The organism is Agrobacterium sp. NPDC090283, assembly GCF_044769685.1.
Taxonomy (GTDB): Bacteria; Pseudomonadota; Alphaproteobacteria; order Rhizobiales; family Rhizobiaceae; genus Agrobacterium.
Map to the genome: position 1 here is coordinate 20,797 of NZ_JBIVYG010000018.1, position 12,597 is coordinate 33,393.

The window sequence follows — 12,597 nt, forward strand, 5'->3', positions numbered from 1 at the left end:
CCGCATGGCGGAACTTTCGCTCAACAACGTGGTCAAGCGTTATGGCGCGCTGGAAGTGATCCATGGCGCAAATCTGGAGGTAAAGGACGGGGAGTTCGTCGTTTTCGTCGGCCCCTCCGGCTGCGGCAAATCCACGCTTCTCAGAATGATCGCCGGGCTGGAGGATATTTCCGGTGGCGATATCGTGATCGGCGGCAGAACGGTCAGCGACGCCGATCCGGCAGATCGCGGCATTGCCATGGTGTTCCAGTCCTATGCGCTTTATCCGCATATGACGGTGGCCGAAAACCTCTCCTTCGGCCTTAGAATGAACGGTAACCCCAAGGCCGATACGCAAAAGCGGGTCAACCGCGCCGCCGAAATTCTGCAGATCAACGAATTGATGCAGCGCCGGCCGAAGCAGCTTTCCGGCGGCCAGCGCCAGCGCGTCGCCATCGGCCGCGCCATCGTGCGCGAACCACAGGTCTTCCTGTTCGACGAGCCGCTATCGAACCTCGATGCGGAATTGCGGGTGCAGATGCGCGTGGAAATCTCCCGCCTGCACAAGCAACTCGGCACCACGATGATCTATGTGACGCATGACCAGACCGAGGCGATGACGCTCGCCGACAAGATCGTCGTGCTGCGGGCGGGCAATATCGAGCAGGTCGGCGCGCCGCTCGATCTTTATGACGATCCCGCCAACCGCTTCGTTGCCGGTTTCGTCGGTTCGCCGAAGATGAATTTTCTCGACGCAACCATCATCGGCAGCGGCGCGGAGAGCGTGACACTCGCGCTCGACAGCGATCCTGCGGTGCGGCTGAGCCTGCCGGTCGCGGCCCGTTTGAACGACGGTGCCAGGGTGTCACTCGGCATCCGGCCCGAACATTTCGCCGATGCGGGCGCGGGCGATGCCGATCTCACTGTTCATGTCGATGTCGCCGAACATCTTGGCAATACCAGCTATGTTTATGCCCGTACCGAAGGCGGCGAGCAGCTCATCATCGAACGGCCGGAATCGCGCGATGTCGGCAATCGCGACCGGCTGACGGTCGGCCTTTCCGCCCGCAGGGCTTTCCTTTTCGACAGCAAGGGCGACCGCCTGCGCTGAAACTTTTCCCAAGCACTGACATAAGACGAGGATTTCATGACGACCGAACAACCGATCCGCTGGGGCATCATCGGCCCGGGAACCATCGCCAGGACTTTTGCAGATGGCATCGCCCATTCCCGCACCGGCAGGTTAGAGGCGATAGCCACCCGTAATCCGGACAAGCCCGGCCTTGCCGACGCCTTCGCCGGTGCGCGCATCGTGAAGGGTTACGATGCGCTGCTTGCCGATCCCGATATTGACGCCGTCTACATCGCCACGCCGCATACCGGCCATGCCGAATGGGCGATCAAGGCCATCCGCGCCGGCAAGAATGTACTGGTGGAAAAGCCCATCGCTCTGTCCGCCTATGATGCCGATGCCATTTTCCACGAGGCGAAAAAGGCCGGCGTTTTTGCCGGCGAGGCCTATATGTATCGCCTGCACCCGCAGACGGCGAAATTGTTGGAACTGGTGAAAGCCCGCGCGGTGGGCGATATCCGCATCATCCGTTCCAGCTTCGGTTTCAACATGGGCTCTTTCCGGGCCGATCACCGGCTCTTCGCCAATGAAACGGCGGGCGGCGGCATTCTCGATGTCGGCGGTTATCCGGTTTCGATGGTACGAATGATTGCCGGTGCGGTAGACGGAAAACCCTTCGCCGAACCGGAAAAAGTGGCGGGTGCGGCCCATCTCGGCCAATCGGGAGTCGATGAATGGGCCTCGGCGGTGCTGAAATTCTCAAACGGCATCGTTGCCGAAGTCTCGTGCTCGATCATGGCGGCGCAGGACAATGTGCTGCGCATCATCGGTTCGGAAGGCCGTATCGAGGTCAAGGATTTCTGGTTCGCCGCCGGCCACAAGGGAGGCACCGGCCGGATCGACATCATCCGTGGAGACAAGGTCGAAACCATCGAGTTGCCGGAGGATCGCTGGCTTTATTCCTTCGAGGTCGATGCGGCTGGCGAGGCGATCCGCCAGGGCAGACACGAATTCGCGGCACCCGGCATGGCCTGGGCCGACAGCCTCGGCAACCTGCGTGTCATGGACCAGTGGCGGGCTTCCGTCGGGCTCGAATACAGCATTGAAAAAGCAACCTCGCGTGTTGCCAACATTACCGGCGGCAAGGTCGTCGCCGGCAATGCGGTTCCCAAACGGCAGATACCGGGCCTTGCCAAGCCTGCTTCCGTGGTCGCGCTCGGTTTCGAATTCTTCCCCAATTTCGCTGCCGCATCCCTGACGCTCGATGCCTTTTACGAGGCGGGCGGCAATCTGTTCGATACGGCCTATGTCTATGGCGCAGGCAGGACCGAGGCGATTTTCGGCGACTGGCATACCAGCCGCAACGTGCCGCGCGAAGAGATCGTGCTGATCGGCAAGGGTGCGCATTCGCCGCTCTGCTATCCGGATATGATTGCGAAGCAGCTCGATCAGTCGCTTGAACGGCTGAAGACGGATTATGTCGATGCCTATTTCATGCATCGCGATAATCCGGACGTTCCGGTCGGCGAATTCGTCGATGCCATGGATGCCGAAGTCCGGCGCGGTCGCATACGCGGCATCTTCGGCGGTTCGAACTGGACGCGCGAGCGCATGGACGAGGCGGCCGCCTATGCCGGGAAGAATGGCAAACAGGCTCCGGGCGCGCTTTCCAACAATTTCTCGCTTGCCGAAATGCTCGATCCCATCTGGGCAGGATGCGTGGCGGCATCGGATGACGAGTGGAAGGAATGGCTGAAAGCCCGCCAGATTCCCAATTTCGCCTGGTCCAGCCAGGGGCGCGGTTTCTTTACCGACAGGGCAGGGCGGGACAAGCAGGACGATGAGGAAATCGTCCGCGTCTGGTATTCCGACCGCAATTTCGTCCGCCGTGACCGGGCAATCGAGCTTGCGCAGAAACTTGGGCGGCACCCGATCCATATCGCGCTCGCTTATGTCATCGCCCAGCCTTTTCCGGTCATCCCGCTGATCGGACCGCGCACCATCGCCGAGCTGGAGGACAGCCTTTCGGCGCTGGATATTGCGCTGACGCCGGAGCAGGTGAAGCGGCTTGAGGCGTGAAAGTTGATCGAGGTGGCGGGCTTTCCGCTGCCTCCGATCGGATAGGGCAAGGCGTTGCGGCATATTTCTTCTCCCCGCCGGGGAGAAGGTGGCCCGAAGGGTCGGATGAGGGGGCACCCTCACCGGATATCTCTACCCTTGCCCCCTCATCCCGCTGTCGCGGACTTCTCCCCGGCGGGGAGAAGAAACTCGTGGCAACCGCTCGCCCCAACGGACGATCCTCGGGGTGGAGATATCATCTTCTACCCTTCATTCCTCTCCCGGTGACTGCTAAAGCGTGGTTTCATAAAACACGTCGCAAAATACGGCAGGCAAACCCTCTACCGGAGTTCCCATGAGCGATATCGACCGAAGCCGTGCGCAGCAGCTGATGCGGGAGGCGGATATCGACGCGCTGGTGTTGTTCCAGCCTGAAGCCTTCCGATATGCGCTCGGTGCTCATGCCGGCGTGGCGACCATGTGGGGCAGGGCGGGTTCGGCGATTGCGCTGGTGCCGGCCGATGCCGGTGCGCGGCTCGCGGCCGTCGTCAGCGATCATGCCGCCCCGCTCGTTAAAAAAGCGGCACCGGATATCGATCTGCGCTGCCATCGCATCTGGATCGATATGGTCGATCTTTCGGATGTGGAAACCATCGCGCAGGTGGACGATGCCTATCGCCGCAAGGCGCCCGGCGGGCCGCGGCCGGAGACATTCGATCGTGGCGCCTGTTTCGGCCTTTTGGCTGACCTGCTGCGGGAACGCGGGCTGTCTGCCGCGCGCATCGGCGCGGATCTCGAATTCATGCCGGCCGCCGATTTTCTGGCGCTGCGTCAGGCGCTTCCCGATGTGAACTGGATTGATGGTTCGGCCGTGTTGCGCCGCCTGCGTGCGGTGAAATCCGAACGCGAGATCGAGCTTCTGCGGCACGCGGCAGCGGCCGCTGAAGCCGGGCTGATCGCGATGGCGGCAGCCGTCAGGCCGGGGGCGGCGCTCGGCGGGCTTTCCGCCGCCTGGAAGGCCGGCGCGCAGGCCCATGCCGCGACATCCGGTTTTTCACTGAGCGGACATTGGGACTACATATCCGTCGGGTCGGCGTTATCGGATATGGCGGCCGTGGTGACGCCGGGCGCATTGATCAAGGCCGATGTCGGCACGCTGGTCGACGGTTATTCCTCCGATGGTGCGAGAACCTTCTCATGGGGACCGGTCTCGCCTTTGGCGGCGGCCATCTTCAAGGCGCTGGAAGCTGCCTTCGCGGCGGGGCTGGAAGCGCTTCGTCCCGGCAACAGCTTCGGCGCGGTACATGCCGCCATGCTGGCCTCGATGCGCAGGGATGGTTTTAGCGAATATTATCGCGGCCATTTCGGCCATTCCGTCGGCGGTGGCGTCGGCATCGAGGAATGGCCGTTCTTTTCCCATGAAAATCCGGAAATCATTCTTCCCGGCATGGTGGTCGCGCTCGAAGCGCCCTTCTATGGCGAAGGGCTGGGCGCGTTGATGATCGAGGACCAGTTCCTCGTCACGGCATCAGGCGCAGAGTGCATGAACAATTTGCCACGCACTCTGAGGGATTTATCTGTCGACTGAGCGCCTGCTCAGAGGAAATCGTCGCGGCGTGGGGTGAAGCAGTCGATCAGCTCGCCCTCTTCCAGACACAGGCAGCCATGCTCGATATGGCCGGGCACGACAAGGCTGTCGCCTTTCTGAAGGTCGTAGGCCTCGCCGTCGCGGTAGAAGCGGAAACTGCCGCTGGCGACATAAGTGGATTGTACGTGCGGGTGGCTGTGCAGCTTGCCTTCCGCACCGGTCTTGAAGCGGAAGGACACCACCATAAGCTCCGGTGCTTCGGAAAGCACGGTCCTTTCCACGCCATCGTCGGGCGAAACGGTGGGGAATGTCGGAAGCTGCTGCATGGGTTTCTCCTCAATCTTGCAATGCGGTTCAGGCGGGCAGTCTCAGCGTGGTGCACGCAGCATGGCGCGGTAACGCGTCTGGCTGCTTTTCAGGTGGTTGCGCATGGCGCTTCTCGCCGCCTCTTCGTTGCCATCCTGTATCGCGATCAGGATCGCTTCGTGCTCGCCGACCAACCGAGCGAGATCGGCCGGGGAAAGCACGGTCTCCGAACCGTTTTCGGCAACGGCCCGGCGCGGAATGACGGTGGGGCCCAGCACCTGCAGAAATTCGCTGAAGCGGGGATTGTTGGTCGCCTCGGCAACGGCGAGATGGAAGGCGAAATCCGCCTCTGATGTCGGAATGCCCTTGGCGGCGCTGGCACGGAAGGCATCGAATGCTTCGATGATCTTTTCCTCCTGCGCCGGCGAGCGGCGAATGGCGGCAAGACCCGCGGCGTCGCCTTCCACGGCGGTACGCAGTTCCAGCATTTCGATCAGCGACGAGACGCGGGCGAGATCGACATTGTGGAAAGGACGCCGTTCGGCCGGCGCTGGCTCCAGCACGAAGACGCCGGCACCCTGGCGCGGCTCGACCAGACCGTCGGAGCGCAGCGAGGCAATCGCCTCGCGCACCACGGTGCGGCTGACGCCGAATTCCTGCGTCATCTGCGCTTCGGAGGGCAGGCGGTCACCCGTCTTGTAACGGCCCTTGGCGATCTGGCTGCGGAGCTCCTCGGCAACCTTCACCACAAGTGTTCTGCCCTGTGGAGCTGCCGGTTCGGAGGTCGTCGCTTTTGTCATCTTGGTCGCCGTTCTAAAAAATGTCGGTTGCGTGCACCGTTCCTCGATACGTCATTCGCGGCCCGGCATGCAATCCCGCCTCTGGCGCGGCATACGTCCGTGCGACATCTCACGTCTCCCTGAAGATCGGGTTGTCGACGAAGGCGCCGCCCTGAAACCGCACCAACGCATCTTCCGGGGCCGGCTTCGGCATTGTCTCCGATATATGCTGCCGGAATGTTTCGGCATTGTCCTTCGGCTTCCAGCCGAGATAACCGAGATGGGAATTGTCCCACCAGCCGGCATCATTGGCCGATGCGCCCCAGACGACGGGGCAGCCGAGCACCGGCGCGCGGAACACCGCCTCGATCAGCGACACGAAATCATCGTGTGAGAACCACGTGGACAGCATGCGATAATTGTTGGGTTCCGGCGTGCAGGAGCCGATGCGCACCAGCGCCGTCTCCTGTCCGAATTTCTCGAAATACATGCGGGCAAGATTTTCACCGAAACATTTGGAAACGCCATAAAGCCCGTCCGGCCGCACGGGAACATCGGGGCCGAGCCGCTCGGTCTGGGGATAATAACCGATCGTATGGTTGGAGCTGGCAAAGACGATGCGCGGCTGGCCATGGGCGTGGGCGGCCTCATAAAGATTGTAAAGCCCGATGATATTGCCCTGAAGAATCTGCTCGAAGGGCTTCTCCACCGCTATGCCGCCCAGATGGACGACGCCGTCGCAACCGGCGACCATGGCATCAACGGCATTCGCATCCGCAAGGTCGCATTGCACGCATTCCTCGTTCGGCCCTGCCGGATCGAGCGGGGCGAGATCGGCAAGGCGCAATATCTCCGCCATCGGCGCAAGGCGTTGACGCATCACGCGGCCAAGCTGGCCCGCCGCACCAGTAACAAGAAGCCGTTTCATTGCCATTCTCCCTCAGCGTTTGCACGTCTCCGAAATGGTCGAGATATGGTGCCGCCTCTTGACCTTGTCATACAGATCGTACAAAAAGCGGATAACATATATTATGTGCCATACGCAACAATCATGAAGGATGAGTTTGATGCTGACCGTCGAAACAAGGCAGGCCGTGAACCCGGAATATGCAAAAACGCTGGATACCGAAGGGCTCCGCCGGCATTTCCTCGCCAACGACATGTTCCGTTCCGGTGAAATCAGGCTGATCTATACCCATTACGACCGTTTCGTGATGGGTGGCGCGGTGCCAAACGGCGCGCCGCTGACGCTGGACAAGGTGGAAGAAACCAAGACGCCGTCCTTCCTCGACCGACGTGAAATGGGCATCGTCAATGTCGGCGAGACCGGCACCGTCAAAGCCGGCGGTGAAACCTACACGCTCAATCGCGGCGATGTGCTTTACCTCGGTGCGGGCAGCGGTGCTGTCACCTTTGACGGCGCTGGCCGGTTCTACATCACTTCCTGCCCGGCGCATCGCAGTCTGCCGGCCAAGCTCGTCACGCTCGCCAACAGCAAGGAAGTCAAGCTCGGCGCGACCGAAACCTCCAACAAGCGCACCATCAACCAGTTCATCCACCCGCTGGTCATGGAAAGCTGCCAGCTGGTGCTGGGTTATACGATGCTGGAGGACGGCTCGGTCTGGAACACGATTCCCTCGCATATTCATGATCGCCGCATGGAGGCCTATCTCTATTTCGGCATGGATGAAAAGTCGCGTGTGCTGCACCTGATGGGTGAGCCGCAGGAGACCCGCCATCTGTTCATTTCCAACGAAGAAGGCGCCATTTCGCCGCCCTGGTCCATCCATTCCGGCGCCGGCATCGGCTCTTACACCTTCATCTGGGCAATGGCTGGCGACAATGTCGATTACACCGACATGGACTTCATCCAGCCGGGGGATATGAAATGAGGAACCCCTTTTCGCTTGAAGGGCGCAAGGCGCTTGTGACGGGCGCAAATACCGGTCTTGGCCAGGCGATTGCTGTTGGTCTTGCCGCCGCTGGCGCAGAGGTGGTCTGCGCCGCCCGCCGTGCGCCGGATGAAACGCTTGATATCATCGCAAAAGAAGGCGGCAAGGCGAGCGCACTGCTCATCGATTTTGCCGATCCGCTGGCGGCGAAGGACAGTTTTGCTGACGCCGGTTTCGATATTCTCGTCAACAATGCCGGCATCATCCGCCGCGCCGATTCCGTCGAGTTTTCCGAACTCGACTGGGATGAGGTGATGGACGTCAATCTCAAGGCGCTGTTTTTCACCACGCAGGCTTTCGCGAAAGAGCTGCTGGCGAAAGGCCGCTCCGGCAAGGTGGTCAATATCGCCTCGCTTCTGTCGTTTCAGGGTGGCATCCGCGTGCCGTCCTACACGGCGGCGAAACATGGCGTTGCCGGTCTCACCAAACTTCTGGCCAATGAGTGGGCAGCCAAGGGCATCAATGTGAATGCCATTGCCCCCGGTTATATCGAAACCAACAATACCGAGGCGCTGCGTGCGGATGCCGCCCGCAACAAGGCCATCCTCGAGCGCATTCCGGCAGGTCGCTGGGGGCACTCGCAGGATATTGCCGGCGCGGCGGTATTTCTGGCGTCGCCGGCGGCAGATTATGTGCATGGCGCCATTCTCAATGTCGATGGCGGCTGGCTGGCGCGTTAATCTGTAACAGATTTTCGAAATTCATCATACAAGATGTATGATGAGTTGTTGACAAAGATGTGGCAAGCGGCTTAGGTGGCTTTCAGTCAGTGAACTTGCAGAGGAATTTCGATGATGAACCCTGAACAAATCAAGACGGCGCTCGGCTCCGGTCTTTTGTCTTTCCCGGTCACCCATTTCGATGCCGAGGGTCGTTTTGCGGCCGATAGCTACAGGGCGCATGTCGAATGGCTCGCCGGTTATAAAGCGCCGGTGCTGTTTGCCGCCGGCGGCACGGGCGAGTTTTTCTCGCTGAAGCCGGATGAAATCCCCACCATCGTTTCCGCCGCCAAGGAAGTGGCCGGCGAAACCGCCATCGTTTCCGGCTGCGGTTACGGCACGGAGATTGCCGTCGATATCGCCCGCTCGGTGGAAAAGGTCGGTGCCGATGGCATCCTGCTGCTGCCGCATTATCTCATCGATGCGCCGCAGGAAGGCCTTTACGCCCATATCAAGAAGGTATGTCAGTCGGTCGGCATCGGCGTCATGGTTTATAACCGCGACAATTCCGTGCTGCAGGCCGATACGCTGGCGCGTCTATGCGACGAGTGCCCGAACCTCGTCGGCTTCAAGGACGGTACCGGCGATATCGGCCTCGTGCGTCAGATTACCGCCAAGATGGGTGATCGCCTGATGTATCTCGGCGGCATGCCGACGGCGGAACTGTTTGCCGAAGCCTATCTCGGCGCCGGTTTCACCACCTATTCCTCGGCCGTCTTCAACTTCGTACCCGGCCTTGCCAACGAGTTCTACGCGGCGCTGCGTGCCGGTGAGCGCGCCACCTGCGAGCGTATCCTGACGGAATTCTTCTATCCGTTCATGGCGATCCGCAACCGCGCCAAGGGTTATGCCGTCTCCGCCGTCAAGGCCGGTGTGCGCCTGCAGGGCTTCAACGCCGGTCCGGTGCGCGCGCCGCTGAAGGACCTCACCAATGAGGAAATCGGTATGCTCGATGCCCTGATCGGCACGCACAAGCGCAAGGCCTGATTGAGACAAGGCAGGAGGGGAGCCATGAAAATCACAGCGGTGCGCACGCATCTGCTCGAACACCGGCTGGACACGCCATTCGAAAGCGCCTCCATGCGTTTCGACCGGCGAGCCCATATTCTGGTGGAAATCGAATGTGATGACGGGACCGTCGGCTGGGGCGAATGCCTTGGCCCGGCGAGACCCAACGCCGCCGTGGTTCAGGCTTATTCCGGCTGGCTCATCGGCCAGGACCCGCGCCAGACCGAAAGGATCTGGGCCGTGCTTTATAATGCCCTGCGCGATCAGGGCCAGCGCGGCCTCAGCCTCACGGCCTTATCAGGCATCGATATTGCCCTCTGGGATATCAAGGGCAAGCATTACGGCGCTTCCATCTCGATGCTGCTCGGCGGGCGCTGGCGCGAAAGCGTGCGGGCCTACGCCACCGGCAGCTTCAAGCGCGATGGCGTTGACCGCGTGTCCGACAATGCCTCGGAGATGGCGGAGCGCCGGGCCGAAGGCTTTCATGCCTGCAAGATCAAGATCGGTTTCGGCATCGAGGAAGATATCCGCGTCATCGCCGCCGTGCGGGATGCGATCGGACCGGATATGCGGCTGATGATCGACGCCAATCATGGCTACACCGTCACCGAAGCGATCACGCTTGGCAAGCGCGCCGCCGAATATGGGATCGACTGGTTCGAGGAGCCGGTGGTTCCCGAACAGCTCGAGGCCTATGCCCGGGTGCGGGCCGGTCAGCCGATACCGGTTGCGGGCGGTGAGACCTGGCATGGGCGTTATGGCATGTGGCAGGCGCTTTCCGCCGGTGCCGTGGATATTCTCCAGCCCGATCTCTGCGGCTGCGGCGGTTTTTCCGAAACGCAGAAGATCGCCACGCTTGCCACGCTGCACGGCGTGCGCATCGTGCCGCATGTCTGGGGGACCGGCGTGCAGATTGCCGCCGCGCTGCAATTCATGGCGGCGATGACGCCCGATCCGGTGCGGGTCAACCCCATCGAACCGATCATGGAGTTCGACCGCACCCATAATCCGTTCCGTCAGGCCGTCCTGCGTGAGCCTCTCGAGGCGGTAAACGGTATTGTCGCCATTCCCGATGGTCCCGGTCTCGGCATCGAGATCAACCGCGATGCATTGACCGAATTCAGGATGCCAGACCCGTGAGCGAACTTGTCAGAAAACTGAGCGGCACGGCGCCTCGGCCCGCTTTCCCAAAGGGGGCCGTCGATACGCAGATGCATCTCTATCTGCGCCACTATCCCGCCCTTCCCGGCGGACCGGGCCTGCCGCCGGGCGCTCTGCCGGGGCCGGCGGAGTACCGAAGCCTCATGCAATGGCTCGGCATCGACCGGGTCATCATCACGCAGGGCAACGCCCATCAGCGCGATAACGGCAACACGCTCGCCTGCGTCGCCGAAATGGGCGAGGCGGCCCGCGCGGTTATCATCATCGATGCGAGCACGACCGAAAAGGACATGGAGAGACTCACCGCCGCCGGCACGGTCGGCGCGCGTATCATGGATCTGCCGGGTGGCGCCGTGAACCTTTCCGAGCTTGAGGCCGTGGATGAGAGGGCGCATGCGGCGGACTGGATGGTGGCGGTGCAATTCGATGGCAATACGCTGCTTGATCACCTGTCGCGCCTTCAGAAAATCCGCTCACGCTGGGTGTTCGATCACCATGGCAAGTTCTTCAAGGGCATCAGAAACGATGGCCCGGAGATGGCGGCGCTTCTGAAGCTCATCGATCGTGGCAATCTCTGGTTCAAATTTGCGGGCGTCTATGAAAGTTCGCAGGAAAGCTGGCCCTATGCGGATGTCGCCGGCTTTTCGCGGGTGATCGCCGAGCATGCGCCGGAGCGCATCGTCTGGGGCACCAACTGGCCGCATAATTCCATTCGCGAGACTGCGGCCTATCCCGATGATGCCCGTCTTGCCGAACTGGTTCTTGGCTGGCTGCCGGATGAGGAGGCCCGTCATCGTGCACTGGTGCAAAATCCCGAGGCCCTGTTCAAGCTCAAGCCATTTGCGGCGACATAGTCCAAGCCGCGATGACAGGTGGTATCGAGGCCCCGCTATGCCGGGGCCTTTTCCGCTTCGGAGGCGAGCAGCCTTTGCTGTTCATGCTCGTCAAACGCCATCAGATTGCCGTGCCGGCTGCGGCGTATCCGGTTCATGTGGTCGCGCGGACTCAAACCCAGCGTGCGTTTGAACATGCGCGAGAAATAATAGGGGTCGCCATAACCCACTTCGGCGGCCGCTGCGGAGACCGAAAGCCCGGCCTCAAGAAAATGCATGGCGCGTTCCATGCGCTTGAACTCCTGATATTTCCGCGGCGTTCGTCCAACTCTCTTTTGAAATTCCCGGAGAAAATAATCGCGATTATAGGGCGCCGCATCGGTCGCCCGGCCGGCAATGTCGGGGTCCAGCGGATTGGCCGAAATCATGGTGATCGCCTTCATCACCGCAAGGTCGAGCGCTTCCGCCCCCTCCACCTGGAAGCTCGGGCGATCCACCCATCCAAGGAATGCATCCTCGATGAATGCGATCAGAAGCACCATGAAGAGATGGTGCTGGCCGAGTGTCACGGAGGAGGGCGGGGCACTCTGCCGGTAGTGGCGCACCAGCGGTTCCAGAAGCGGCCAGCGGCTTAGCCGCAGTTTGGGCTTCAGGTCCATCTGCGCGATAAGGTTGTGGCGCCCGTAAATATCCAGCGTGAAATGTTGCGCCACGCCGCGATAGGTCACGGCCTGCTCGTTCCAGCCGACGAAGCGCTGCCCTCTCAAAATCAGCATCGCATCACCGGGTTCCAGCACCCGCGCCTCGCCATCGACGAGATAATGCCCGCGCCCTTCAAGGCAGAAAACGAGATCATCCACAGGGTTGGATTTGTCGATCTGCCAGGTGCGCGAATGCTCCATCTTGATCGTTGCGCGCGTCAGGTTGAGGTTGAGCGCCGCAGGCGGAACGGACGACAGAATGCCACCTTCAATTTCGTCCATCTTTTTCCTCGTCTTTGTTAATTCACCTTGGCGCGGAAATTTGGTTTTGTCATCGCATAAATCGCTTTTACGCGCCGTATCAATGAGGGAGGAGATCGGTCGCGACGAGACAACGCGCTTTCATGCGCCCGTCGCCGGCCGTTCCGGGAGAATCACTTG

Annotated in this window: 12 protein-coding genes; 8 read left to right on the forward strand and 4 right to left on the reverse strand. The window is 61.2% G+C overall.

Going from position 1 to position 12,597, the window contains the following annotated elements; translation table 11 throughout:
- Positions 1–4 precede the first annotated feature (4 nt).
- The 3 genes from ACIQUH_RS22060 to ACIQUH_RS22070 all read left to right on the forward strand — a co-directional run bounded on the left by ACIQUH_RS22060 (position 5) and on the right by ACIQUH_RS22070 (position 4,697).
- Positions 5–1,090 carry an ABC transporter ATP-binding protein gene (locus tag ACIQUH_RS22060; RefSeq protein ID WP_400818962.1) on the forward strand — a complete coding sequence of 362 codons (1,086 nt, stop codon included), beginning with the start codon at positions 5–7 and terminating at the stop codon, positions 1,088–1,090.
- 36 nt (positions 1,091–1,126) lie between these two features.
- The gene (locus tag ACIQUH_RS22065) at positions 1,127–3,130 is read left to right on the forward strand and encodes an aldo/keto reductase (protein WP_400818964.1); all 2,004 of its coding nucleotides are present in this window, start codon (positions 1,127–1,129) and stop codon (positions 3,128–3,130) included.
- A 334-nt stretch (positions 3,131–3,464) separates the two neighbouring features.
- The gene (locus ACIQUH_RS22070) at positions 3,465–4,697 is read left to right on the forward strand and encodes a M24 family metallopeptidase (RefSeq protein WP_400818967.1); all 1,233 of its coding nucleotides are present in this window, start codon (positions 3,465–3,467) and stop codon (positions 4,695–4,697) included.
- Positions 4,698–4,705: 8 nt separating this feature from the next.
- Here ACIQUH_RS22070 and ACIQUH_RS22075 read toward each other — a convergent pair whose 3' ends face one another.
- The 3 genes from ACIQUH_RS22075 to ACIQUH_RS22085 all read right to left on the reverse strand — a co-directional run bounded on the left by ACIQUH_RS22075 (position 4,706) and on the right by ACIQUH_RS22085 (position 6,710).
- The gene (locus ACIQUH_RS22075) at positions 4,706–5,023 is read right to left on the reverse strand and encodes a cupin domain-containing protein (protein WP_003499912.1); all 318 of its coding nucleotides are present in this window, start codon (positions 5,021–5,023) and stop codon (positions 4,706–4,708) included.
- A 42-nt stretch (positions 5,024–5,065) separates the two neighbouring features.
- Positions 5,066–5,803, reverse strand: coding sequence for a FadR/GntR family transcriptional regulator (locus ACIQUH_RS22080; protein ID WP_400818971.1), 738 nt, complete (start codon positions 5,801–5,803; stop codon positions 5,066–5,068).
- A 109-nt stretch (positions 5,804–5,912) separates the two neighbouring features.
- Complete coding sequence (locus ACIQUH_RS22085; protein WP_400818974.1) at positions 5,913–6,710, reverse strand: NAD-dependent epimerase/dehydratase family protein; 798 nt, start codon at positions 6,708–6,710, stop codon at positions 5,913–5,915.
- 139 nt (positions 6,711–6,849) lie between these two features.
- Between ACIQUH_RS22085 and kduI the strand changes: the two genes are divergently transcribed.
- The 5 genes from kduI to ACIQUH_RS22110 all read left to right on the forward strand — a co-directional run bounded on the left by kduI (position 6,850) and on the right by ACIQUH_RS22110 (position 11,476).
- Positions 6,850–7,674, forward strand: coding sequence for a 5-dehydro-4-deoxy-D-glucuronate isomerase (gene kduI, locus ACIQUH_RS22090; RefSeq protein ID WP_400818976.1), 825 nt, complete (start codon positions 6,850–6,852; stop codon positions 7,672–7,674).
- A complete protein-coding gene (gene kduD, locus ACIQUH_RS22095; protein WP_400818978.1) occupies positions 7,671–8,414 on the forward strand; it encodes a 2-dehydro-3-deoxy-D-gluconate 5-dehydrogenase KduD in 744 nt (247 codons plus the stop codon). The genes kduI and kduD overlap by 4 nt, the downstream gene beginning before the upstream one ends.
- A 114-nt stretch (positions 8,415–8,528) precedes the next feature.
- Positions 8,529–9,440 (forward strand): 5-dehydro-4-deoxyglucarate dehydratase, encoded by a 912-nt coding sequence (kdgD, locus tag ACIQUH_RS22100; protein ID WP_080867429.1) that lies wholly within the window; start codon positions 8,529–8,531, stop codon positions 9,438–9,440.
- Positions 9,441–9,464: 24 nt separating this feature from the next.
- Positions 9,465–10,601 carry a D-galactarolactone cycloisomerase gene (locus ACIQUH_RS22105; RefSeq protein WP_400818981.1) on the forward strand — a complete coding sequence of 379 codons (1,137 nt, stop codon included), beginning with the start codon at positions 9,465–9,467 and terminating at the stop codon, positions 10,599–10,601.
- On the forward strand, positions 10,598–11,476 hold the full coding sequence (locus ACIQUH_RS22110; RefSeq protein ID WP_400818984.1) for an amidohydrolase family protein: 879 nt from the start codon (positions 10,598–10,600) through the stop codon (positions 11,474–11,476). Before ACIQUH_RS22105 ends, ACIQUH_RS22110 begins: the two co-directional genes overlap by 4 nt.
- A gap of 35 nt (positions 11,477–11,511) precedes the next feature.
- Here ACIQUH_RS22110 and ACIQUH_RS22115 read toward each other — a convergent pair whose 3' ends face one another.
- Positions 11,512–12,438, reverse strand: coding sequence for a helix-turn-helix domain-containing protein (locus ACIQUH_RS22115; RefSeq protein WP_400818987.1), 927 nt, complete (start codon positions 12,436–12,438; stop codon positions 11,512–11,514).
- Positions 12,439–12,597: the final 159 nt, after the last annotated feature.

Bases quoted from the DNA above. Each gene is read 5' to 3' on its own strand.
- ACIQUH_RS22060 (WP_400818962.1), top strand. From the start codon at position 5: ATGGCGGAACTTTCGCTCAACAACGTGGTCAAGCGTTATGGCGCGCTG.
- ACIQUH_RS22065 (WP_400818964.1), top strand. From the start codon at position 1,127: ATGACGACCGAACAACCGATCCGCTGGGGCATCATCGGCCCGGGAACC.
- ACIQUH_RS22070 (WP_400818967.1), top strand. From the start codon at position 3,465: ATGAGCGATATCGACCGAAGCCGTGCGCAGCAGCTGATGCGGGAGGCG.
- ACIQUH_RS22075 (WP_003499912.1), bottom strand. From the start codon at position 5,023: ATGCAGCAGCTTCCGACATTCCCCACCGTTTCGCCCGACGATGGCGTG.
- ACIQUH_RS22080 (WP_400818971.1), bottom strand. From the start codon at position 5,803: ATGACAAAAGCGACGACCTCCGAACCGGCAGCTCCACAGGGCAGAACA.
- ACIQUH_RS22085 (WP_400818974.1), bottom strand. From the start codon at position 6,710: ATGAAACGGCTTCTTGTTACTGGTGCGGCGGGCCAGCTTGGCCGCGTG.
- kduI (WP_400818976.1), top strand. From the start codon at position 6,850: ATGCTGACCGTCGAAACAAGGCAGGCCGTGAACCCGGAATATGCAAAA.
- kduD (WP_400818978.1), top strand. From the start codon at position 7,671: ATGAGGAACCCCTTTTCGCTTGAAGGGCGCAAGGCGCTTGTGACGGGC.
- kdgD (WP_080867429.1), top strand. From the start codon at position 8,529: ATGAACCCTGAACAAATCAAGACGGCGCTCGGCTCCGGTCTTTTGTCT.
- ACIQUH_RS22105 (WP_400818981.1), top strand. From the start codon at position 9,465: ATGAAAATCACAGCGGTGCGCACGCATCTGCTCGAACACCGGCTGGAC.
- ACIQUH_RS22115 (WP_400818987.1), bottom strand. From the start codon at position 12,438: ATGGACGAAATTGAAGGTGGCATTCTGTCGTCCGTTCCGCCTGCGGCG.